This is a genomic window from Martinezella lusitana (assembly GCF_016901135.1).
Taxonomy (GTDB): Bacteria; Pseudomonadota; Alphaproteobacteria; order Rhizobiales; family Rhizobiaceae; genus Rhizobium; species Rhizobium lusitanum_D.
On the sequence record NZ_JAFEVL010000018.1, the window covers coordinates 51111 to 74061 of the forward strand.

Genomic DNA, 22951 nt, shown 5'->3' on the forward strand with positions numbered 1-22951 from the left:
AGGGTTGAAAAATATGACAGACAATTCAAAGGGAAAGCTCGGCGTCGGAGTCATTGGCTGCGGCAATATCTCCATGACTTATCTGCGCAATGCGGCGCTGTTTGCCGGCGTCGAATTACGCGCCTGCGCCGACATATCGGTCGATGCAGCCGCGCTTCGTGCTCGCGAATATGGCATTCGCGCCTTGAGTGTCGACCAGCTGCTTGCCGATCCCGAGGTCGATCTGATCCTGAACCTCACGGTTCCCTCCGTGCATTTCGACGTGACCATGTCGGCCCTGTCGGCCGGCAAGCACGTCTTCACCGAGAAGCCGCTCGCGACATCGGCGGCCGACGGCCGCATTCTTGTGACGGAAGCCAAGCGCCGCGGCTTGCGGCTGGGATCGGCCCCCGACACATTCCTCGGTGCGGCGGGCCGTCGGGCACGGCGCCTGATGGAGGAAGGCGCGATCGGCCGTCCGGTCAGCGGTACGGCCTTCATGATGGGGCGTGGCATGGAGCACTGGCACCCCAATCCGCATTTCTATTACCAGCCGGGCGGCGGCCCCGTCTTTGACATGGGCCCCTATTATCTGACCATGATGGTGAACCTACTCGGACCTGTCGTGCGCGTCATGGCGATGGCGACGAAAGGCCAGGAAGAACGCCTCATCACCGCCGACGGCCCATTCAAGAACACCAGCTTCAAGGTCGGCACACCGACCAATGTTCTGTCGCTGTTGGAATTCGCATCCGGCGCCACGATCAATTTCGGCGCCTCGTGGGACGTCTTCCGCCACTCCAATCATCCGATCGAACTGCATGGCACCGAAGGGTCGCTGCGGCTGCCGGACCCCGATACGTTCGGCGGAACGGTATCCCTGTCCGAGCGAGGCGCCGATTGGCGTGATTTCGATAGTGACGGCGAACTCTATGGCAAGAGGAATTGGCCCTATACGGCGCCGGATCGGGCGAATTACCGCATGCTTGGCGTTGCCGATCTCTCGCGCTCGCTTGAGGAGAACCGGCCGCCACGGGCATCAGGTGAGCTTGCGCTGCATGTGCTCGAAATCATGGAGGCCATTCTGGCTTCAGGAGAAAGCGGACAATCCGTCCGGATTGCCGGCGATCTTACACAGCCGGCGTTGCTCGGCGAGGACGAAGCGCGCAGTCTTCTCGCCTGACACCAGCCAGGGGACGCTGATATGACCGAACAGCCCGATGAAAACGCCCGACGGCTTCTCGATCTTGGCAAGGGATCGAAGCCTCGCGCATTCGAAGATGGCACGCCCGAACAGGCCCGCCTCGATTACAATGCCGGCTTTCTCTCGGTTCAAGGCGCCAAGGAGACCGTGACCTCGATAGAGGACCGGCAGATCGATGGCCCGAACGGCCCGATCAATCTGCGCGTCTATCGTGGTACTGGCGCACCATCGCGGGATGCCGCCGCCCTGCTCTATCTCCACGGCGGCGGCTGGATGCTTGGCAATCTCGATTCGCATGACGAGATTTGCCGCTGGTTTGCCAATATCGCGCAGTGCGTCGTCATCTGCCCGGACTATCGCCTGGCGCCCGAACACAAGTTCCCGGCGGGCTTGATGGACTGCGCGGCGACATTGACCTACATGGCACAGAATGCGGCCGAACTCGGCATCGATCCGCTGCGCATAGCGGTCGCCGGAGATAGCGCCGGCGGCAATCTTGCGGCGGTTCTAGCGCTGATGGCGCGCTCTGGCGAAGTGCCGCGGCTTGCGGCGCAGCTGCTGATCTATCCCAATACCGATGCTGCACAGACGGCGGACAGCTATCGTCGCCATGGCGAAGGTTTCGGCCTGACGTTGTCAACGATGCGATGGTTTCGCGATCACTATGTCCGCAGCAATGAGGATATCCTCGATTGGCGAGTCTCGCCGCTGCGCGCGGAAAGCCTGGCGGGTGCCGCCCCCGCTTTCGTCCTCGTTGCGGGGTACGATATCCTTGCCGACGAGGGCCTTGCCTATGCCGAGCGTCTGCGAGAAGACGGCATCCCGGTGGTGCTTCGCCAATGGCCCGGACAGATCCACGGCTTCGTATCGATGGGCAAGTACATTCCCGACGCGCGGCAAGCGGTCGAGGACGCGGTTGCGGCATGGCGCAGCTTCGAAGAGGTTTCGGATCGAACGACACCTTGAGGCGGCGTCAGGCCGACTGCCGCATGACAAGCGTCCCGCTCAGACGGACCATAGGTGCGACCGCCTGAGCCGGCGCATCCGTATCGCCGAGAAGTGCCAGCAGCGAATCGACACTGTTTGCCGTCATGGCGGCGAAATCCTGTGCCATTGTCGTCAGCGGCGGGCAGGTATAGCGGCTCAGCGGATGATCGTCGTGCGCGGCTATCCGCAGATCATCGCCCTTCTTGCGTCCGACTTTCAACCCATGCGCGAAAGCGGCGGCCATGACGCCGAAGGCGAGACGATCGTTGGCGCAGAGAATAGTTCGGCGCGGCAGGGTGTTCGCGTTCAGCATGTCGCCCATCTGCTGGTAACCGACGTGCTCGAACTCCCAGGTGTAAGAGGCTGTCGTCTTGATCACCAGCGGCTCATGGCCGGAGGCCTCCATCGTGGCGATGTAGCTCGCCAGCCTCTCCGGCGAGTTGTGATTGACATGCGGAATATCAAGATAGGCCGGCGCTTCGCCGGACCGGCAGAGATATTCGACGATCGTCGCGATGCTCTGCCTATTGTCGTTGCCGATGAAAGGCGTATTCCCCTCGATATAGGTGTCGAAATAGACGATCGGCACATTTTGCGCCAGCCTCTCGAACGCCCGCGGATCGGACGTCTGTCCCAGCGGCGCGGCCACGGCACCCGCGACCTTCAAGGAGAGCATCGTGTTGACGGCTTCCCTCTCCAGTTCCGGCAGACCATGCGAGGAAAACACGATCGGCCAATAGCCTTCGACGCGCAGCCTCAATTCGAGACGATTGACCATCTCCGCATAGAAGGGATCGGTCAACGCTGGAACGAGAATGCCGATATTGCGGGTTCTCTTCCGGTTGAGATTTCGTGCATAGATGTTCGGCTGATAGTTGGACGAACGGAGAGCAGCTTCGATCAGAGCCCGCGTTACCGGCTTCACACTGGTCGGATCGTCGAAATATTTGGAAAGCGTGGGACGGGAGACGCCGCAGGACTTTGCGAAATCCTCCATTGTCTTATGCGTCATTTTTTCCATCGAATGCCGACCATCCTGCCCGAGCCGGGCCGCTCGCTTTTCCCGTTATGCGTCCACCCGAAAGCAAGCGCAATCGACGACACAAGTTCCGGTAAAGTTTTCCGGAATTTACGTCATGCAAAAACATTACGTGCGCAAATTTATTAATTGACGCATAAAAGTTCAAGTCTTAGAAACATGGCTGGTTCAAAGCCTTCGCGCCGCCAAAATTGAAACCACCTGGAAGTGAGTTCAGCCTGCATGAAAAAGCTCGTCAGCGCCGGAGAGATCGTCGTCGAAATCATGGCGGATCGGGTCGATCAAAGCCTTGCCGAGCCCGGGCTGCTGCACGGCCCCTTTCCTTCCGGTGCGCCGGCGATCTTTATCGCCCAGGCTGCACGCCTTGGCCAGCCGGCTGGCCTGATCAGCGCGGTGGGCGATGATGATTTCGGCCATCTCAATATCGATCGATTGCGGGATTGGGGCGCGGATGTCTCCGCCATTGCCATCCACAAGGGACAGGCGACCGGTACGGCCTTCGTTTCCTATCGGGCCGACGGTAGCCGCCACTTCGTCTTCAACATCAAGAACAGCGCGGCCGGATCGATTGAGATCGACGAAGGGGCTGCAGCGCTTCTGGCCGGTGCCGACCATTTCCACGTCATGGGCTCCTCGCTGTTTTCCGAGAGGGCGACGTCCGTCATTCTCGCGGGTATCGAGATGGTCAAGCGCAAGGGCGGCACGGTTTCCTTCGATCCAAACATCCGCAAGGAGATGATCGAGCTGCCCGGGATGCGCGAGGCGCTGACCAAGGTTCTCATGTTGACCGATATTTTCCTGCCGAGCGGCGAGGAACTGTTCATCTTCACCGATGCGGCCGACGAGGCTTCGGCGATAACCGAGATGCTGGCGCGCGGCATTTCGGCGGTGATCGTCAAAAAAGGCTCTGCTGGCGCCGTCTATTACGACCGGCATCGCCAGGTGGCGGCCCAGGGCTTTCCTGTCACAGAGATTGATCCAACTGGCGCAGGTGATTGTTTTGGCGCGGGATTCGTCTCGCTCTGGCTCCGTGGCGCTCATCCCGAAGACGCTTTACGCATAGCCTGCGCGTGTGGGGCGCTGGCCGTCACGCGCAAGGGACCGATGGAAGGAATCGCAACACTCGCCGAGGTGCAGGCATTCCTTGACGACGCAATCGGGAGGCCTTCATCATGAATGCGACGCAACGGCTGGCAAGAATGCCGCAACGCCGCGCCGAGGGGTTGCCAACCGGTATTACCTCCGTCTGCTCGGCTCACCCGCTTGTCATCGAGGCAGCGTTGACGCATGGCAAAGCCAGAAACGCCGATGTGCTCATCGAGGCGACCTGCAATCAGGTCAATCAGGATGGCGGCTACACCGGCATGACGCCTGCCGATTTCCGAACCTTCGTCGAGGCGATCGCCGCAAAGGTCGGGTTCGCTCCGGACAGGCTCATTCTGGGCGGCGATCATCTCGGTCCCAATCCATGGAAGCATCTGCGCGCCGATGAGGCGATGTCGAAGGCGAAGACGATGATCGACGCCTTTGCCGCCGCCGGCTTTACCAAACTCCATCTCGATACCAGCATGGCCTGCGCCGACGATCCGCAGGCGCTACCCGATATGACGATCGCGGCCAGGGCCGCGCAATTGGCCGAGGTATCGGAAGCCAGGGTCCGTCAATCCGGAACGCAGGCTCCAAGCTATATCGTCGGCACGGAAGTCCCTGTTCCCGGCGGCGCGGTCGAGGCGCTAGACCATATGCATATAACCACGCCGGACGATGCACTCGCGACGGTGGAACTGCATCGCCAAGCCTTTGCGCGATTGGGTCTCGACGAGGCTTTTACGCGGGCGATCGGCGTTGTCGTCCAGCCCGGGGTTGAATTCGGCAATGCCGAGGTGATTGGCTATCAGCGCCGGCCAGCCGCCAGCCTGGCCGCCACCTTGAACGACATGCCGCAATTCGTGTTCGAGGCGCATTCGACCGACTACCAGAGCGCCGAGGCGCTTCGCGATCTTGTCAGCGATGGCTTTGCGATCCTGAAAGTCGGTCCCTGGCTGACCTTCGCCCTTCGCGAAGCCCTGTATGGCTTGAACTCGATCGCCGAAGTGCTTGCTCCGCGCGTGACTGGCCAAACCCTGCCGGCAGCGATGGAACAGATCATGTTATCCTTCCCGGAACATTGGCAAAAATACTATCCGGGCGATGCACGCGAACAGTTTATCCAGCGGCACTACTCTTTCAGCGACCGCATTCGCTATTGCTGGGCTATGCCCGCCGCACAGGGGGCGGTGGACGAGCTGATGTCGGCCCTCGAAGGGCGCATCATCCCGCGCCCCTTGATAAGCCAATATCTTGGCCATCTGGAGCCCATGATTGCCGATGGATCGGTCATGCCGGAGGCGCGGGCTCTCGTGCTCGCCAGTGTCGTCCGTGTGCTCGACATCTATGCCGGTGCCATAGACAGCGCGACCCGGCAATAGCGTTGCGTTGAACAGCTCACGCCAGCTTTCTTGAAATGCGAAGAGACCTGGACGAGGCAATCTCCAGCGCCAGATGGTCATAGTTTTCGATACTTGGATGCCGCGTTAATAGCGGTGCGCGGTGGGTCGCGCTGATCACGAGTACGGAAGCGCCGGCCGCTTCGGCGGCTTCGATGCCGGCGGGAGCATCCTCGAAAACGAGACATTCCTCAATGGGTTGCGCCAATGTCTTTGCAGCCAGCAGAAAGCAATCAGGCGCGGGTTTGCCGTTCTGTACGTCCTCGCCGGCGATCAGCACCGGCGGCCAGGGAAGGCCGGCTGCCTCGAGGCGGACCCTGGCCAGTTCCCGTGGAGCCGAGGTAACGATCGCCCAGCGATCTCGAGGCAGGCGTTCCAGGAAATCGAGTGCACCCGTGATCGGCTCAACGCCGACCACATCGTCGATCTCAGCCTGGGTCAGAAACCTGACCTCCTCGGCCGGATCAATCCCCGACAGGCCGAGCCGGGTGATCGTTTCAATCGCCTTTCTGCCGTGAACGGTGGCCAAAAGGCTTTCTGCATCGACACCTCGCCGCTCCGCCCACGCTGTCCAGACCCGCTCGGCAACCGCAATGGAGTTCAGGATGGTTCCATCCATATCGAACAGGAAAGCGCCGAAGGAGCGGCCGGAAAAAAGCGTCACGGCTGATCCTCGGTTTTCTGATTGGACGACAGGCGGTCAAGGATCGCCTGTGCGGTATTGGCGTCGGTGACCAGCGCGTTGATCATCCCGGACCGCGCCGCTCCGATAATGCCGGGTGCCTTGCCCGGAGTGGCGGCAACGGCAATGCACAGAGGCACCTTTCGCAACTGTTCGGGCGAGGCCGCGATCATCCGTTCCTCGCCGTCCCAATGCAGGATCTCGCCGGCTTCGGTGACGTAGTGGCGCAACACGTCGCCTGCGGCATGGCTCAGCGCCCTTTCTCCCGGTAGCGCCGCCGTCGCCTCGGATGGGTTCGACGCATGCGTCAAACCGACGCCGACGATCGCCGCATCCAGCCTGTCCCAGAGCGACGTCACCTGCTGCACCGTGGGATCGGCGAGGAAGGCGTCCCTGAGTTCGGTGGACGAGACATAGGGAGCGTGCAGGAAATGCGGCATGCCGCCCATCTGGGCAGCCGCCTGACGCACGAATTCATTGATCTGGAAGTGTGCCGCTGCCTGCTGCATGCCGCCATTGAGGGCGACGGTGACAATTCCGGGCAATTGCGGCAGGCCGGCAAGCGTCACTTCCCGCACCGCCCTTCCCCAGCCGATGCCGAGCGTCGAGCCCGAGCGCAACCCGGCCTGCTGCATGAGCGAACCGACCGGAGCGGCAAGCGCGCTCAGGACGTTGGACGATGGCGTGTCGATCACCGCTGCCGTGCGCAATTTCAGACCATCGATCAGTGCGGCGCTCAGATCTTCCGACGGCGAGTGATCGATCACCTCGATCCTGACGATCCCGACCGAGCGAGCCCGCTGCAGTAGTCGCGAGACCGTGGCCGTCGATAGGCCAAGCTTCTTGGCGATATCCACCTGCGACATGTCGGACTGGTAATGCAGCTTGGCGACCGTATGCAGCAAAGCACGATTTGCTGCAGCCTCCTGCGACTGAGACGAATTCAGGTTGAAATTCCTTTCTGCAATGTGTTACATAGTCTCTACTTGAGGAGTTATCGCTCAAAACAGCCGATTTCGCAACGATTATGCGGCGGCGCCTGCGCACCCTCAATATCAGAGGTTTGCCCTCTCCTGGGAGTGGAGAAGGCGTACCGGCATCATTGCCGTTTCGCACGGCCGGAGGAAGGATCAGATGACGAGATTGACGACAGCAGAAATGCGCGGCTATCAGCAGATTTGCGGTAGCGATGGCGCCATGATGGTGATTGCCTGCGATCAGCGCGGCGGCATGCGCAGCCTGTTGGCCAAGGACCCGGCGGAACAGGCAGCAATCTCCGACAAGGTATTGGGCGACACCAAGGCCGATATCGCCCGTTTCCTGGCAAGCAAGGCGTCCTGCGTTCTGGTCGACCCGATTTGCGCGGTGCCCGCACTGGTCGATGATCGGATCATCCAGCGCGATACCGCGCTTCTGATCGGCCTCGATGCCTCCGGCTGGGATACGTCCCCCGAAGGCTATCGTTTGTCGAAGCTGGTTCCCGGCATTTCCGCCCGCCGCGTGCGCCAGCTGGGCGCTACCGGCGGCAAGATCATGGTCTATCTCCGCTCGGATCGCGATGAGGCGAATGTCCGCAACATCGAAATCCTGCGCCAATGCATCGAGGATTTCGCGCGCGAGGATCTGCTGCTCGTCGTCGAGTTTCTCACTTACAAGTTCGAAAATGAGGACGAAGCCGACTACAAGGCCAAGCTGCCCTCGCTGATCGTCGGCGGCAGCAGGATCTGCCTGGATTGCGGCGCGAAGGTCTTGAAGATCCCCTATCCGGGCTCGACGGAAGCCTGCGCCGAGGTCACGCGCCTTGCGGGCGATGTCCCTTGGGCTGTCCTGTCGGCGGGCGTCGATCACGCAACTTTCCTCTCGCAGGTCGAGGATGCCATGCGCAACGGCGCCTCCGGCGTCATCGCCGGCCGCTCGCTGTGGAAGGACTGCATTTCCCTGGATCGCACGGTGACGAAGGATCGGCTTGAAACGGTCGCTGTGCCCAGGCTCCGGGAGATTCAGGCGGTCATTGCCGCACATTTCAAAGGTGCGGGCTCGCAGAGAGCCAATCAGGGGCAGCGCGCCAATGCCTGAGATCGCCATCGGCGTGGACATTGGCGGCACGAATATTCGCGCCGCTCTCGTCTCCGATCGCGGCGAGATCCTCACGAAACTGTCGGAACGGACACCGACCGATCCTCTTCAAGTCCTCGAGCGCGTGATTGCCATGTCGCGCCAGCTCGACCGACCGGACGTTGCTGGCATCGGTGTCGGCATTCCCGGCCGCGTCGATGTCGCCAACCGCGAGATCCTGTCGGGCGGCATCCTCAATCTTGCCGGTCTCGACTTTGCGGAGCGGATCGAGGCGGCTATCGGGAAGAGAGTGGTCGTTGAGAATGATTGCAGCATGGCGCTGATCGCCGAGATGCGCATTGGCGGCGCGAAGGGCTATAAAAACGTCGCCATGCTGACGATCGGAACGGGCATTGGCGGCGCTGTCGCCCATGCCGGCAGCATATATCACGGCCATAGGGCGGCCGGGCAGCTTGGCCATATCTGCGTCTCGCAGGATGGTCCGCCTTGCCCGTGCGGCAGGCGCGGTTGTGTGGAGACGTTCAGTTCCGGAACCGCGCTACGCCGTCACATAGCCGAAGCCGGCCTGTCGGCCGCCACCGTCGGCGAGGTTTTCGATTTGGCTGCTGCAGGAAACGACGATGCCAAGCGTGTCTTGCGCCAGTGGGCTGCACCGTTGCGCGCGGCCCTCGACAATATTGCAGCGACGATGGATCCGGAAGTCATCCTGCTCGGTGGCGGTCTCGGCTGCGACGCGGCGCGTGCGCTTGCCGATCTTCCGGCGGTCGCTCCATGGTTCTGCCCGGCCATATTGCCGGCCAAGCTCGCCGATGACGCAGGCGTCATCGGTGCCGGCCTGTCGATCTTCGGCAGTGCCGGCGGGACGGCCGAAAAGCATGTCGTGCTGGTCAATGGCGTGCCGGCCTCGGGAAAGAGCCTGCTCGCCAAGGCACTGTCGGAGCGCACCGGCTGGCCGATTCTCTCCCTCGACGGCATCAAGAATCCGTTTCTGCAGCATATCGGCCCCGTCGACCGCGACTTCAACCGGACCTTGGGAAAAGCGAGCTACCAGGCGATCTGGTCCTTCATTGCCGGTGCGCCGGCCGGTTCGACATTTATCGTCGATGCCTGGTTTGGCTTTCAGCCGAAAGCACAGCTCGAGACCTATATAGAGGATGCAAAGATCGCGCGGGTAGCCGAACTCTGGTGCAAGGTTCCCGGGATCGTTGCCGGCGAGCGCTATGCCAGCCGCCTGAAAGATCGATTGCCGGGCCATCCGGGCGCCGAATATGTGCAGGAATTGGTTGCGCTTGCCGATCGTGCCGAGCCCATGGGTTGCGGCGCCGTGATGACGATCGACCAGACGAAAGAGCTGGATATGGATGCTGTCGTGGCGTGGGTTTCGCAGGTGTTCGGCAACAGGTAATGCGGCCGCCGTCCAGAGGGCCGGCACAGGGTTGGAACAATGTCTGACTGCCGTGCGACGCAATGTCCACGGCAGACCGTAACGTTGCGGATAGCTTTAAATTGCTTAAATATATCAATCAGATGAACGAAATTCCTTGCAGAAAAAAATTACTTGACGTGCCGCAGTAAGCCACTGATTATCGCTTTGCCGGACGGGGAGGTTCGGCTTCAAGAGGAGGAAGTTATGGAGCGCCGCTCATTTCTAAAGGCTTCGGCCGTGGCATCGCTTGCCACCGGGGTTGCCGCAATCGCCGGCAGTGCCAAAGCCCAGGATAAGAAGTTTACGATTGCCCTCATTCCGGGCCTGACGACGGATGCCTTCTACATCACCATGCGCAAGGGCGCCGAAGCCGCCGCCAAGGCGGTTGGCGCAACGCTGGTGTTCCAGGGCGCGCCCGACTTCAACCCGGTGACCCAGGTGCCGGTTCTTGATGCGGTCATCGCCAAGAAGCCCGACGCGATCCTGATTGCGCCGACCGATAAGGACCAATTAATCCAGCCGCTGAAAAAGGCTGCGGACGCCGGCATTCCGGTCATCACGGTCGATACCTTCATCGGCACCGGCGTCTATCAGACCGGAAGCGGCGATGCGGATTTTCCGCTGGCCTACATCGCCTCCGACAACCTGCTCGGCGGTGCGATCGCCGCACGTGCGCTGGCAAAGGCAGTGGGCGAGAAGGGCAAGGTCTATGTTTCCAACGTCAAGCCCGGCATCTCGACGACGGACCAGCGCGAGCAGGGCTTCAAGGACGAGATGAAGAAATATCCGAACATCACCGTTCTGGATACTCAGTATAATGACGACGATGCCAACAAGGCGGCCTCGCAGCTCCAGGCTGTCTATGCCCGCAACTCCGACCTCGACGGGGTCTTCGGGGCCAATCTGTTCTCGGCCCTTGGCGCTGCCAACGGCGTGCAGCAGGCGGGCCAGACGGGCAAGATCCGCGTGGTCGCCTTCGATGCGCCGACGACCATCGTCGACAACATCAACTCCGGCCTTGTCGATCTGGCGATTGCCCAGCACCCGGCCGAAATCGGTTATTTCGGCGTTATGGCGGCCTATGCGCATCTGACCGGCAATTCGATCCCGACAGCGATCGGCACCGGCTTCACGGTAATCGATAAATCGAACGTCGCCGACAAGGACGTCGCGAAGTTCATCTACTCCGACTAATCGGATGAACTCTGTGCCTCGTCCATGTGGCGGGGCACGTCTCTGATCATAATGGAGGGAATGGCGTGACGACTTCTGTACGTCCTCGCTCGAGTTTGGATTCATCCATGAGTACCGAAGATACCGAGGCCCGCAAGGCGGACCAGCATGTGGCGCCGCAGGCAGACCACGGCGACCAGGCAAAAACCATCATCAATTATATCGCGCAGTTGCGCGCGTGGCTCTTTCTTGCCGCGCTGATCGTGACTTTCGAGATCTGGGCCCGTATCGATTTCGGCGGTACCTTCATCGGCTCGAGTTTCAACTGGCAGTCCGTGGCGGTCTTCGCCGTGGCGCCGCTGCTTCTGGCGATCGGGCAGACCTTCGTCATCATATCGGGCGGCATCGATCTCTCGACCGGCTTCATCATGGGGCTGGCGGCCGTCGTTGCTGCCCATATCACCAATGTCGCCGGCCTCTATATGCCTCTGCCCGTGGCAATGTTACTTGGCGTTCTCGTCGCCATGCTTGCCGCCACCGTGCCCGGCTACATCAACGGACTGCTGATCTCGCGTCTTAAGGTCCCGCCGTTCATTGGCACGCTCGGCATGTTCGGCGTTGCCCGCGGCACGGCCTTCCTGCTTGCCGGCGGCACCACCGTGCCGGTCAAGAACTCCTATTTCGCCGAGCTCGGCAACGGCCGCTTTTACGGCGTGCCCTATCTTGTCATCGTCACGCTCGTCTTCGTTCTGATCATGCATTATCTGCTGAGCCAGACGCGCTTTGGCCAACATAATTATGCCATAGGTGCCAATGCGCAGGCCGCGCGCCGCGCGGGCATCGATATCAAATCGCACCTGCTGCGGCTCTACGTGCTCTCCGCTGCTTGCGCCGGCCTCGGCGGCGCGCTCTACGCGGCCCGCTTTACCGCAGGCGCGGCGCAGGCGGGCGAACCGCTGCTGCTCGATAGCGTCGCTGCCGTCGTCATCGGTGGAGCCAGTCTCTTCGGCGGCTCGGGCACCATCATCGGAACCGTCGCCGGAGCGCTCGTCATCGCCGTCATCCAATATGGACTCGTCTTCATGAACGTCGAACCGTTCTGGCAGTTCATCGCCGTCGGTGTCGTCATCATCATTTCGGTGCTCATCGATCAGGCGCAGCGCCGGTTCAGCGGAGCAAAACAGGATGAATAGCGCAACACCCCTTCTCGAAGTCCGCAACCTCTCGCGCTATTTCGGCGCCGTCCACGCGCTCGACAATTGCTCGATGGTCGTCCACCCCGGCGAAGTCGTGGCACTTGCCGGCGACAATGGTGCAGGCAAGACGACGATGATCAAGGCGATCTCCGGCGTCTATCCGCCAACGTCGGGGGAAATCCTGATCGAGGGCAAGCCTGTCACCTTCTCTTCGCCGCAGGACGCGCGCGAGAAAGGCATAGAGACGATCTATCAGGACCTGGCACTTGCCGACAATCTGACGATCGGCGCCAACATCTTTCTCGGCCGCGAACCGATGAAGAAGCTCTTCGGCTTTCTGCCTGTCCTCGACCGGAAGGCCATGGCGGAGGCGGCGCGCACGACGATGGCGCAGCTCGATTTCCATGTGAAAAGGCTCGACGCGCCGGTCAGCAACTTTTCCGGCGGCCAGCGCCAGGCCGTCGCGATCGGCCGTGCGGTCTACTGGAACGCCCGCATCCTGATCATGGACGAGCCGACAGCCGCGCTCGGCGTGCCGGAACAGCGCAAGGTCGTCGCCCTGATCAAATCATTGAAGGCGCAGGGTCGTGGCGTCATCTTCATCTCGCACAATCTGCAGGATATTTTCGCGGTCTCCGACCGGATCGTCGTCCTGCGGCGTGGCATCGTCGCCGGCGAGCGGAATATCTCCGACACCAATCATGAGGAAGTCGTCAAGCTTATGATCGGCGGTTAGCCTGTCATCGGCATAACATCGAATCGCGAACCGGGCGGCGACAGCGATGAGACGCAGTCGCCGCTCGAACTATTTGAGCGCTTTCAGTGCGTGATCGCTGGCCCATGAAACTGCATCCATCGGCTCGCCGGAGAGCCTGACAGTCGATGAACGGCACTGCTGGAAGCCGTCGAATGACCGTCTTGCACCGCGATGTGCATCCGTTTTAAGCAGTGCTGATTATTGCCTTGCAAACACGCATTTGCTGTGCCTGTATATACAGCCAACGGCGGCTGGGTTGACTATGCAGATTATCACTTCCAATGATGCGGCAGCGCTTTTGAAGGACGGCATGACCGTCGCCGCCTCGGCTTTTGGCGGGTGCTGCCATCCCGAAGCCATCTCGGCCGCGGTGGAGGAACGCTTTCTGGCGGAAGGCGGTCCCCGCGGTCTCACGCTGCTGTTTGCGGCGAGCGCCGGTGATCGCAAGACGCGCGGCATGGGCCATTTCGGGCATGAAGGCCTCGTGAAGCGCGTCATTGCCGGCGGATGGCGCGGCACGCCACGGCTCGGGGAACTGGCGCTTGCTGAAAAGATCGATGCCTATTGCTGGCCGCAGGGTGTGATCGCGCAGCTCTATCGCGCCATCGCTGCAGGCCAGCCCGGCGTCGTGACCCATATCGGCCTTGGCTCCTTCATGGACCCGCGCAATGGCGGCGGCCGCATGAACGAGAGCACCACCGAAGAGCTGGTGGAGCGCATCAGCCTGCGCGGCCGCGACTGGCTGCTCTACCCTTCCATACCCCTCGATTGCGTGCTTTTGCGCGGCACGACGGCCGATGAAGACGGCAATATCACGCTCGAGGACGAGGCCTTTCCGGTCGATGTCCTCGCCATGGCCCAGGCCGGCCGCAACTCCGGCGGCATCGTCATCGTTCAGGTCAAGCGCATTGCCGAGCGCGGCTCACTGCCTGCCGCCGATGTCCGCATTCCGGGCATGCTCGTCGACTATGTCGTCGTTTGCGACGATCCCGCCCAGCACGGCGTAAGTTTCGGCGAAACCGACAACATCGCCTATACCGGCCGGTTGCGTGCCGCGATCAGTCAATTGCCGCCCCTGCCCCTGACGGTCGACAAAGTCATCCAGCGCCGCGCCTTTCAGGAGCTGCTTGGCCGAAAGGGTGCCACGATCAATCTCGGTATCGGCATTGCCGCCGGCATCGGCCGCATCGCCAGCGAAGAAGCCTTCGCCGACTACACGGTCACGATCGAATCCGGTGTCATCGGCGGCATCCCGGCCGAGGAGCTTTCATTTGGTGCGGCCGTCAATCCGAGCGCCATTATCGCGCAAGCGTCTCAGTTCGATTTCTATGACGGCGGCGGTCTCGATCTTGCCTTTCTCGGCATGGCGGAAGTCGATATCCGGGGCGCGGTCAATGTCAGCCGGTTCGGCAAGACGATCGTTGGCGTTGGCGGTTTCACGAATATCGCGCAGACTGCCGGCTCGGTCGTCTATATGGGCTCCTTCTCCCATGGTGGCGCGGAGATCCAGGTCATCGACGGGAAGCTTTCGATCGTTGCGGACGGGCGCAGCTGCAAGATCGTCGACAAGGTGGCGCAAGTGAGCTCCGATCCTCATGCAGCACCTGCCGGGCAGCGGCAGATTGTCGTGACCGAGCGCGCCGTCTTCCACGTCATCGACGGCAGGCTGACGCTGACGGAAGTCGCGCCTGGCATTGATGCGAGAACGGATGTCATCGAGCGTCTGCCGGCGGGCGTCGCCATTGCCGACAAGCTTACACTGATGGACGCGCGTCTTTTCCATCCGTCACCGATGAGGGATTTCGCCCATGAAAATTGAGGGAGCCGTCGTCATCGTCACAGGGTCGGCGACCGGTGTCGGCGCCGCCTGTGCCCGCATGTTTGCCGAAAAAGGCGCGCGGGTCGTCGTCAACTATAGCCGCAGCCGCGACGAGGCGGAGGAAACAGCGTCTGCCTGCAGGGCAGCCGGTGCGGAGATCGAGCTTGTACAGGCCGACGTGTCCGATGATGCCGCCTGCCGAATGATGGTCGCAAAGGCCGTCGACCGCTGGGGGCGGCTCGATGCACTCGTCAACAATGCCGCCGTGACAGTCAAATCCGATCCCTTCGATCTCGAGACCCTTTCGGCCGACGATTTCCAAAAGGTCTTCGGCGTCAACGTAGTTGGCGCCTACCAGATGTGCCGCGCCGCCATCCCCGCCATGCGGGCAAACGGAGCCGGCGCGATCGTCAACGTTTCTTCGAACGTTGCGTTTACCGGCGGCGGCTCCTCGCTTGCCTATACCGCCTCCAAGGGCGCGCTCAACGCGCTTACGCTGGCGCTTGCCCGCACCTGCGGACCGGAGATTCGCGTCAATGCCGTCTGCCCCGGTGTTATCGATACGCGGTGGATGCGCCAAACGCTCGGCTCGGATGCCTATGAAGCGCTCGCAGCGCGGTTTTCCGGCACGGCGCCGCTCGGGCGGGTCGCGACACCAGAAGATGTCGCCGGAGCGGTCGTCTGGCTGATCGAGGGTGCCGACTTCATCACCGGCGAATTGCTGTCTGTCGATGGCGGCATCCGGCTTGGCGGTGGCGTGCGCAAACCAGCCGCCAAGGCTGAGGATTGATCATGGCGATATCCGCTCGATCGTTGATGGAGTTTCCGATCCCCGAGGCGCGGCAGACGGTGAGCGCGCGAGATGCCATCCTCTATGCACTTTCAGTCGGATACGGAACAGAATCGCTCGACACAGCGCATTTGCGCCGGGTGCTGGAACGGGATCTGTTGGTAGTGCCGACTTTGGCGAATGTGGTCGCCCATGCCGGTCCATGGATGCAGGATGCGGGCGTCAACTGGCAGCAGCTGGTCCATGCCGAGCAGCGGCTGACGATCCATCGACCCCTGCCCCTCGATACGCCCCTGCTCTCGCGGTCGCGCATGCTCTCGATCGTTGATCGCGGTGTTGATAAGGGCATGTTCGCGGCGTTCGAGCGGACGATCGTGACATTGCCCGAGGAGACACCCGTCGCAAGCATCGTTCAGACGAATGCCTGCCGGGGCGATGGCGGATGCGGATCGGCAGGAGTGCCGCTTGAACCGCTAACGCCAGTTCCGGAGCGCGTCGCCGATGCGATGTTTTCGATCAGGGTCCCGCGGGACACAGCCCTTCTCTATCGTCTGAACGGCGATCTCAATGCTCTCCACGTCGATCCAGCCTATGCCGCCCGGGCCGGCTTCCAGCGCCCGATCCTTCATGGCCTCTGCACCTTCGGTTATGCGGGCTACGCCATTGGCCGCACGCTGGGGGCCGAGGGTATCGCGGATGTCGGCTTCATCGCCGCTCGCTTTACATCAGTCGTATTTCCCGGAGACAGGCTGGAGTTCGATATCTGGCACGAAGACCGCGATATCCATTTCCGCGCCCGAGTGCCGGAGCGCGGCGTGACGGCGCTCGACTATGGAAATGCGAGGCTGTCATGACGGGACCCAAGCCGAAACCGCCTGGCGACGCGCCGCATTATCTGCGGATCAAGGAACGGATCATGGCCTTGATTGCCGAAGGCAAGTTCAAGCCCGGCGACCGCGTCTATTCCGAAAGCGAGCTGGTATCCTCATTCGGCGTCAGCCGCATGACCGCCAATCGCGCCCTGCGCGAGCTGATGTTCGAAGGTGTGCTGACACGCTCCGCCGGCCTTGGAACCTTTGTCTCCTCGCAGCGTCACGATATCGACCTGCTGCAGATCAAGAACATTGCTGATGAAATCTCCGGCCGGGGCCACCGCCACGCCGCCAATGTACTGATCGCCGATCGCATCAAGGCGGACGCGAATGTGGCGCAGTCGCTTGATCTGGAGCCCGGCATCGAAGTCATGCGGACCCTCATCGTGCATCTGGAAGACAACCAGCCGATCCAGGTCGAGGAACGCTATGTCAATCCGATTGTCGCGCCGGATTATCTCGCCAATGATTTCCGCACGATCACCCCGAACGAATATCTGACGCGGGTCGCGCCGATCACCGAATTCGAGCATTTCGTCGAAGCTATCAAGCCCGATGCCGCGGTCAGAAAGCTGCTGGGCGTCAAACCTGATCAGCCCTGCCTGCGCGTCTTCCGCCGCACCTGGTCCGGCGACGCAGTCGTGACCTGTGCGCTGCTGACCTATCCTGGCGACAAGTATCGGCTGGAGGCTCGCTCCGGCAAAGATCGCAGGAAACCGATCGCACTTCTTGGAGGCAAGCAGGAATGAGCAAGACCGGCAGCATCGTATCCTTCGCCGGAACTCCCCCGACGGTGAGCGACATTGTCGCCATCGCGCGCCGCAATGCCAGGATCGCGATCTCACCTGATGTCGAAGAGAAGATTCGCGCCGCGCGTGCCGTTGTGGAACGCTATGTGGCCGCCGATGTGCCGGTCTACGGACTGACGACCGGGCTCGGCGCCGGCGTCGATACCAAGCTTGCTGCGGATGATCTCATCGCCTTCCAGATGCGTGTTCCGCTGGCGCGCGCGGTCGGTGTTGGGGCGGCACTGCCACGCGAGGCCGTGCGCGCAATGATGGCGGTGCGCGTCGCCGGCATGGCAGCCGGCGGCTCGGGTGTCTCGCTGCCGGTATTCTCCGGTCTCGTCGCCGCGCTGAATGCAGGCTTCCATCCGGTCGTCCCCTCTCTCGGCTCGATCGGCGCGGCCGATCTTGCACCGTTGGCGCATATGGGTCGGGCGCTGTTGGGGGACGGCGCAGCCGAACTCGGCGGCGTTGTGATGGCGGCCGGGGAAGCGCTTGAAAAAGCCGGACTGGAACCGCTGCTCATCGCGCCGAAGGACGGCCACGCCCTCGTCGTCGCCAACAGCCTGTCGGTCGGCAAGGCCTGCCTCTGCCTGGAGGATGTCGAGCGGCTGTTCGACTGGTCGCTTGCGGCCGTGGCGCTGAATTTCGAGGCGTTCCGCGCCAATGTCACTGCCTTCGACGACCGGGCAATGACGGCAAGGCCGGCTTTCGGCCAACGCGAGGCCGCAGCCAGGCTGCGCGACCTGCTTTCCGGAAGTTCGCTGCTTGTCGAAGGCGCGGCGCGACGCCTGCAGGATCCCTTAAGCTATCGTTGCGCCCCTCAGGTCTGGGGCGCGCTTCTGCATGCAATCGGTGAAGCCCGCGAGGTGACCGAGATCGAAATTGCCAGCTCGGGCGACAATCCGGTCGTGCTGGTCGACGAAGGCCTCATCCTGTCGCACGGCAATTTCGACATGACCGCCTTCGTGCTGGCCTGGGAGCGCCTCGGCCAGGCGCTGGCGCATTGCGCAGCCGCAACGGCCTACCGAACCATGAAGATCATGTCGGCCGCTATGTCCGAATTGCCACGGTTCCTCACGCCGCTCGGCCAGAGCCGCACCGGTTTTGCCACGGTGCAGAAAACTGTCTCGGCGCTCGAAGCCGAAATACGTCATTTCGCCGCGCCGATATCGCTGACACCAATCCCGGTGGCCGATGGCGTCGAGGACCAGGCCTCGATGGCGCCGAGCGTTCTGACGAAGACGGAAGCCATCATCGAGCGGCTGCGCTATCTCGTTGCCATCGAGCTCATCGCGTCGGCGCAGGCCATCGAGCTGCGTGGCGTGCGGGGGGAACTTGGCGCGGGCACGCAGCAGGCCTATCGGCAGGTCCGCGAGCTTGTGCCTCCGCTCGACGAGGACCGTGCCCAGGGACCGGATTTTCAGAAACTATCGGAATTCATAGGAAGCACTCCTCAGAAGGAGGGCATCGCCCTTCATCAATGACAAAGAGCCAAAAGGCCGCAACCGATTTGAATATAGATCAACGAATCCAGAGGGAAGAAAATGAGACTATCGATCCTGTCCACCATCGCCGCCGCTGTGATGGTCGTTTCCACAGTCAAACCCGCCGCCGCCGAGCCGATCAAGGTCGGCAGCAAGAATTTCACCGAGCAATATATTCTTGCCGAAATGTATGCGGCGCTGCTTGAGAAAGCGGGCTTCCAGGTTGAGCGCAAGATCAATCTCGGCGGCACGCTGATCGCCCATCAAGCCCTGACCACGGGCCAGATCGACCTTTATCCGGAATATACGGGCACGGCGCTCTCCTCCGTCGTCAAGGGAACCATGTCTACCGATCCGGACAAGGTCTACAACGAGGTCAAGGACTTCTACGCCAAGAACTACAATCTCGCCTGGTTGAAGCCCACCGGCATCAACAATGGCTATGTGATCGTCGTCCGCAAGGAAACAGCAGATACCAACAATCTCAAGAGCTTGTCCGATCTTGCTAAAGTAGCGAATACGCTCGTCTTCGGTGGTGGCGCTGAATTTCCCGACCGTGCCGACGGCCTGCCCGGCCTGAAGCGCGTCTACAATGCGGAATTCAAGGAGTTCAAGCAGTTCGCCAAGCTCGGCCTGCGCTATGACGCGCTTTCGCAAAAGGACATCGACGTCGCCAATGGCGCCGCCACCGACTGGCAGATAGGCGCCCAGGGCCTCACCGCGCTTGACGACGACAAGGGCCTCTTTCCTCCCTACTATGTCGCCCCGGTCGTTCGTCAGCAGGTTCTGGATGCCAATCCCAAGCTGAAGGACGTGCTGGAATCGCTCGGATCCCATCTCGATAACGCAACCATGCGCGTCCTCAACGCCAAGGTCGAGACCGATCACGAAGAGCCTAAGGATGTCGCAGAGGCATTCCTGAAGGAAAAGGGCTTGCTGCCCTGATCATCATCGAAGCGGCGGGCTGGTTTGCATCTGCCGCTTCGCTTTCCGGCAGACCGCGCGCGGCCTGCACCCCTCGATAAACCGGCGCAGCCGGCAACTGGCCTGGAGAACGGCAATGCAGGAAATCTGGATCGACTATCTGAACGCCATCGATACGAAAGCCCTGGCGCTTTCCAACGATGAAATTCTTGACGCCGTGACCAAGGCGCTCGATGCGCAAGGACGCGGCGAGACGGTGATCGAGCCTCGTGTCCACCTCGTTCCCGAGAGCTCCGACAAGGGCCATTTCAATGTGCTGCGCGGCTATGTGAAGCCGCTCGACTATGCCGGCGTCAAAGTGGTCGGCGACTTCGTCGACAACTACAAACAGGGCCTGCCCTCGGAACTGGCCGTGCTCAACCTGTTCGATCCACGCACCGGCGTGCCGAAGGCGATTATCGACGCGACTGCAATCACCGACATGCGCACGGGTGCTGTCACGGCCATCGGCGCTCGCCATCTTGCCCGCAAGGACAGCAAGATACTCGGTCATATCGGCGCGCGCGGCACCTCCTATTGGAATGTGCGCCTGCTCGATCACCTCTTCGATTTCGATGAGATCCGCGTGCATTCACGCCGCCCGGAGAGCCGCGATGCCTTCGCCGCACGACTGGAGAAGGACCTCGGCAAGAAGATCATCGTCACGGACAATTGGGAAGACTGCCTCAAGGGCGCCGACATCATGATCGAGGCAAGCCGCCTGCCGGAGCCGACGCCGCTCTTCAAGACCGCCTGGGTCAAAAAGGGCGCCTTCGTCGTCCCCTACGGCACGATGAGCGCGCTCGAATTCGACCTGACCGACATCATGGACAAGGTCGTGGTCGACGATTGGGGCCAGTGCGGCCCCGGCCGTCCGTTCGGTGCGCTGCGCCGCCATGTCGATGAAGGCAAGGTGACGGCCGAGACGCTGCATGCCGAAATCGGTGAGATCGTCTGTGGCGCCAAGCCCGGCCGCGAGAGCGACGATGAGACCATTCTCTTCTGGCATCGTGGGCTCAGCACCACCGACGTCGCGCTGGGTGCTGCGATGGTCGACAAGGCCAAGCGGATGAACATCGGCCAGCGCCTTCGCTTTGCGTGACAGCCATGACACGCCCTTCTTCAGCCATTGCCTGCTCGCGAATGTACAATCTCAGTCCGAAAATATCCGGGCTGTGGGGTCGCCTGTTCGACTGGCTTTCCAGCCAGTCCGGCATCGATCTTGAAGTCATCGCCCATGCGGCGCCGGCACCACTGTCGGAGCTATGGGCGCGGCCGGACATGGGTGCCGTCTTCATGTGCGGCTTTCCGTTTTCAAGGCTTGCGTTCGCTGAACGCCCGGTGCCGCTGGCGGCACCTGTTTCGCTGGCAGATTGGGCAGAAGGGCGGCCGGTCTATGCAAGCCATATCGTCGCCGCTCACGACAAGCCGCTCACGGAAGCTGATCTTTCGACCGTGCGCTGGGGCTGGACCGTGCGGGACTCGCAGTCCGGCTATAACGCACCACGAGAGTTCGTCGCCGCGCTTGAGAACGGACGTTCGGTGCGCGAGACTGTCGGCCCGCTCCTCAATCCGCGCGGCGTGGTCGAGGCGATCCGCACGGGTGCCATCGATGTCGGAGCGATCGACGCCTATGCCTATCAGCTGCTTGAGATGCACGAACCAGACATGATCGCGCCGCTGCGGGTCGTCGCAACGACAAGGCCGGCGCCCTTCCCGCTTCTCGTCGCCGCCAGGCAACAGTCTCCCGAGACGATCGCAGCGCTTCAAGGCGCACTTCTTGGTGCGCATCGAAACCCGGAGGGGCGCGATATTCTGAGCTCGCTCGGCCTTGCCGCCTTCGCCGAGCCGGATATCGCGGCCTATGAGCAGCTTCCGGCAAGAGCCCGCGCAGTCGACGAAGCTCTCGGAGGGACATGGTGAGGCTCCGACACACTTGCCGCCGCCGCGAGGGAGCTCGCCCATGAAGTGGGTTCCGAAGAATATCGACCGTTTGGCCGAGGCCCTGCTGGAACATCTCTACCTCGTCTTCTCCTCAGTCGGGATTGCTCTGGTGATCTCCCTGATCGTCGGCATATGGGCCGCGCGCAGGCCGCGAACCTTCGGCGTCATCGTCATCGTGACCGGCGTTCTGTTCGCCGTTCCGAGCCTCGCGCTTTTTGCTCTCCTCATTCCCGTGCTCGGCATCGGCGCCGCGCCCGCCATCACCGGCCTTGCCGCCTATTCCCTGATGATCCTCATTCGCAATATCGGGCTCGGCTTTCAGGCCATTCCCCGCGACGTACTCGATGCGGCCAACGGCATGGGATATGGCACGCCAAGGCGCATCTGGGAGATAGAGCTGCCGCTCGCCATGCCCTTCATCGTCGGCGGCGTTCGTATCGCGATCGTGACAGTCATCGGTATCGCCACTGTCGCCGCCTACATCAATGCCGGCGGTCTGGGCGTCATCATCTTCGAGGGTATCGACCAGCGCTTTCCGGAAAAGATTCTTGCCGGCGGCCTGCTCACCTCGGCATTGGCGCTTTTCGCCGATTACCTTTTCGCGTCGCTCGAAAAATACCTGCGCCGCCGCAACGGGAGGCAGGCGGCATGATGCTGATCGATGCCATCAACTGGATTTCCCAGAATCAGAGCACCTTCTTCAGCGCCTTCAACCGCCATGTGCTGATGTGCGCCATATCGCTCGGCATTGCCCTCGTCATTGCGATACCGCTCGGCTTTCTCGTCGCGCGGGCCCCGCGCGCTGCCTTCGTTGCCGTCAATATCGCCGGCTCGCTGCGTTCCATTCCGAGCCTTGCGATCCTGTCCGCGGCGATGCCTTTCCTCGGCATCGGGCTTTTGCCCTCGGTCATCGCGCTGATCGTGCTGGCGATACCGCCGCTGCTGCTGAACACCATCATCGGCATCCGAGAGATCGACCCGGCACTTCTCGATGCCGCCAACGGCATGGGCATGGGGCGACGCGATATTCTCTGGCAGATCGAGTGTCCGCTTTCGGTGCCTTCGATCCTTGCCGGCGTGCGCACCAGCGCCATTCAGGTGATCGGCGGCGCGGCACTCGCCTCCTTCATCGGCGGCGGCGGGCTCGGTGATTTCATCAATGCCGGCATCGCCATCATGAATATGCCGCGCCTTCTGGTCGGCGCCCTTCCGATCGCGCTTCTAGCCATCGCGGCCGAACTCGTCTTCGGACGGCTCGAGCGATTTTTCACCCAAAGACGATGACC

General features: G+C 61.9%; 22 protein-coding genes. 19 read left to right on the plus strand and 3 right to left on the minus strand.

The annotated features are described in order from the left end of the window. The first annotated feature begins 13 nt into the window (after positions 1-13). Positions 14-1162, plus strand: coding sequence for a Gfo/Idh/MocA family protein (locus JTP94_RS06765; RefSeq protein ID WP_204849771.1), 1149 nt, complete (start codon positions 14-16; stop codon positions 1160-1162). 21 nt (positions 1163-1183) lie between these two features. Then, positions 1184-2149 (plus strand): alpha/beta hydrolase, encoded by a 966-nt coding sequence (locus JTP94_RS06770; RefSeq protein WP_204849772.1) that lies wholly within the window; start codon positions 1184-1186, stop codon positions 2147-2149. A gap of 7 nt (positions 2150-2156) precedes the next feature. Here the strand turns inward: JTP94_RS06770 and JTP94_RS06775 are convergent, their stop codons facing one another. Then, on the minus strand, positions 2157-3191 hold the full coding sequence (locus tag JTP94_RS06775; protein WP_204849773.1) for a LacI family DNA-binding transcriptional regulator: 1035 nt from the start codon (positions 3189-3191) through the stop codon (positions 2157-2159). A gap of 240 nt (positions 3192-3431) precedes the next feature. On the opposite strand from JTP94_RS06775, the gene JTP94_RS06780 reads away from it, so the two are divergent. Together JTP94_RS06780 and JTP94_RS06785 are read left to right on the plus strand one after the other, a co-directional pair. Continuing rightward, entirely contained in the window at positions 3432-4385 is a 954-nt protein-coding gene (locus JTP94_RS06780; protein ID WP_204849774.1) for a sugar kinase, read from the plus strand. Beyond that, positions 4382-5677 carry a D-tagatose-bisphosphate aldolase, class II, non-catalytic subunit gene (locus JTP94_RS06785; protein ID WP_204849775.1) on the plus strand — a complete coding sequence of 432 codons (1296 nt, stop codon included), beginning with the start codon at positions 4382-4384 and terminating at the stop codon, positions 5675-5677. The genes JTP94_RS06780 and JTP94_RS06785 overlap by 4 nt, the downstream gene beginning before the upstream one ends. A gap of 16 nt (positions 5678-5693) precedes the next feature. Here JTP94_RS06785 and JTP94_RS06790 read toward each other — a convergent pair whose 3' ends face one another. Together JTP94_RS06790 and JTP94_RS06795 are read right to left on the minus strand one after the other, a co-directional pair. Further along, on the minus strand, positions 5694-6359 hold the full coding sequence (locus JTP94_RS06790; protein WP_271022697.1) for an HAD-IA family hydrolase: 666 nt from the start codon (positions 6357-6359) through the stop codon (positions 5694-5696). Then, positions 6356-7282: a sugar-binding transcriptional regulator gene (locus JTP94_RS06795; protein WP_204849776.1), complete on the minus strand. Its 927-nt coding sequence runs from the start codon at positions 7280-7282 to the stop codon at positions 6356-6358. The genes JTP94_RS06790 and JTP94_RS06795 overlap by 4 nt, the downstream gene beginning before the upstream one ends. A gap of 229 nt (positions 7283-7511) precedes the next feature. Here JTP94_RS06795 and JTP94_RS06800 point away from each other — a divergent pair, with 229 nt between their 5' ends. The 15 genes from JTP94_RS06800 to JTP94_RS06870 all read left to right on the plus strand — a co-directional run bounded on the left by JTP94_RS06800 (position 7512) and on the right by JTP94_RS06870 (position 22949). Then, on the plus strand, positions 7512-8453 hold the full coding sequence (locus JTP94_RS06800) for a tagatose-bisphosphate aldolase (RefSeq protein ID WP_204849777.1): 942 nt from the start codon (positions 7512-7514) through the stop codon (positions 8451-8453). Next, a complete protein-coding gene (locus JTP94_RS06805; RefSeq protein ID WP_204849778.1) occupies positions 8446-9858 on the plus strand; it encodes an ROK family protein in 1413 nt (470 codons plus the stop codon). The genes JTP94_RS06800 and JTP94_RS06805 overlap by 8 nt, the downstream gene beginning before the upstream one ends. A 225-nt stretch (positions 9859-10083) precedes the next feature. Further along, complete coding sequence (locus JTP94_RS06810; RefSeq protein ID WP_204849779.1) at positions 10084-11073, plus strand: substrate-binding domain-containing protein; 990 nt, start codon at positions 10084-10086, stop codon at positions 11071-11073. A 107-nt stretch (positions 11074-11180) separates the two neighbouring features. Beyond that, the gene (locus JTP94_RS06815) at positions 11181-12245 is read left to right on the plus strand and encodes an ABC transporter permease subunit (protein WP_204849780.1); all 1065 of its coding nucleotides are present in this window, start codon (positions 11181-11183) and stop codon (positions 12243-12245) included. Continuing rightward, a complete protein-coding gene (locus tag JTP94_RS06820) occupies positions 12238-12984 on the plus strand; it encodes an ATP-binding cassette domain-containing protein (protein ID WP_204849781.1) in 747 nt (248 codons plus the stop codon). The genes JTP94_RS06815 and JTP94_RS06820 overlap by 8 nt, the downstream gene beginning before the upstream one ends. A gap of 283 nt (positions 12985-13267) precedes the next feature. After that, positions 13268-14824 (plus strand): acyl CoA:acetate/3-ketoacid CoA transferase, encoded by a 1557-nt coding sequence (locus JTP94_RS06825; protein ID WP_204849782.1) that lies wholly within the window; start codon positions 13268-13270, stop codon positions 14822-14824. Beyond that, positions 14814-15614 (plus strand): SDR family NAD(P)-dependent oxidoreductase, encoded by an 801-nt coding sequence (locus JTP94_RS06830; RefSeq protein WP_204849783.1) that lies wholly within the window; start codon positions 14814-14816, stop codon positions 15612-15614. Before JTP94_RS06825 ends, JTP94_RS06830 begins: the two co-directional genes overlap by 11 nt. Before the next feature lie 2 nt (positions 15615-15616). Next, positions 15617-16468 carry a MaoC/PaaZ C-terminal domain-containing protein gene (locus JTP94_RS06835; protein ID WP_204849784.1) on the plus strand — a complete coding sequence of 284 codons (852 nt, stop codon included), beginning with the start codon at positions 15617-15619 and terminating at the stop codon, positions 16466-16468. Continuing rightward, complete coding sequence (gene hutC, locus JTP94_RS06840; RefSeq protein ID WP_204849785.1) at positions 16465-17235, plus strand: histidine utilization repressor; 771 nt, start codon at positions 16465-16467, stop codon at positions 17233-17235. Before JTP94_RS06835 ends, hutC begins: the two co-directional genes overlap by 4 nt. After that, positions 17232-18758, plus strand: coding sequence for a histidine ammonia-lyase (gene hutH, locus JTP94_RS06845; protein WP_204849786.1), 1527 nt, complete (start codon positions 17232-17234; stop codon positions 18756-18758). The genes hutC and hutH overlap by 4 nt, the downstream gene beginning before the upstream one ends. Before the next feature lie 99 nt (positions 18759-18857). Further along, positions 18858-19703, plus strand: a complete 846-nt coding sequence (locus JTP94_RS06850; protein ID WP_246754702.1) for a glycine betaine ABC transporter substrate-binding protein — start codon at positions 18858-18860, stop codon at positions 19701-19703. Positions 19704-19818: 115 nt separating this feature from the next. Further along, the gene (locus tag JTP94_RS06855) at positions 19819-20823 is read left to right on the plus strand and encodes an ornithine cyclodeaminase family protein (RefSeq protein ID WP_204849788.1); all 1005 of its coding nucleotides are present in this window, start codon (positions 19819-19821) and stop codon (positions 20821-20823) included. A 41-nt stretch (positions 20824-20864) separates the two neighbouring features. Next, positions 20865-21644 (plus strand): PhnD/SsuA/transferrin family substrate-binding protein, encoded by a 780-nt coding sequence (locus tag JTP94_RS06860; protein ID WP_204849805.1) that lies wholly within the window; start codon positions 20865-20867, stop codon positions 21642-21644. 40 nt (positions 21645-21684) lie between these two features. After that, the gene (locus JTP94_RS06865) at positions 21685-22317 is read left to right on the plus strand and encodes an ABC transporter permease (protein ID WP_204849789.1); all 633 of its coding nucleotides are present in this window, start codon (positions 21685-21687) and stop codon (positions 22315-22317) included. Further along, complete coding sequence (locus JTP94_RS06870) at positions 22314-22949, plus strand: ABC transporter permease (protein ID WP_204849790.1); 636 nt, start codon at positions 22314-22316, stop codon at positions 22947-22949. The genes JTP94_RS06865 and JTP94_RS06870 overlap by 4 nt, the downstream gene beginning before the upstream one ends. Positions 22950-22951: the final 2 nt, after the last annotated feature.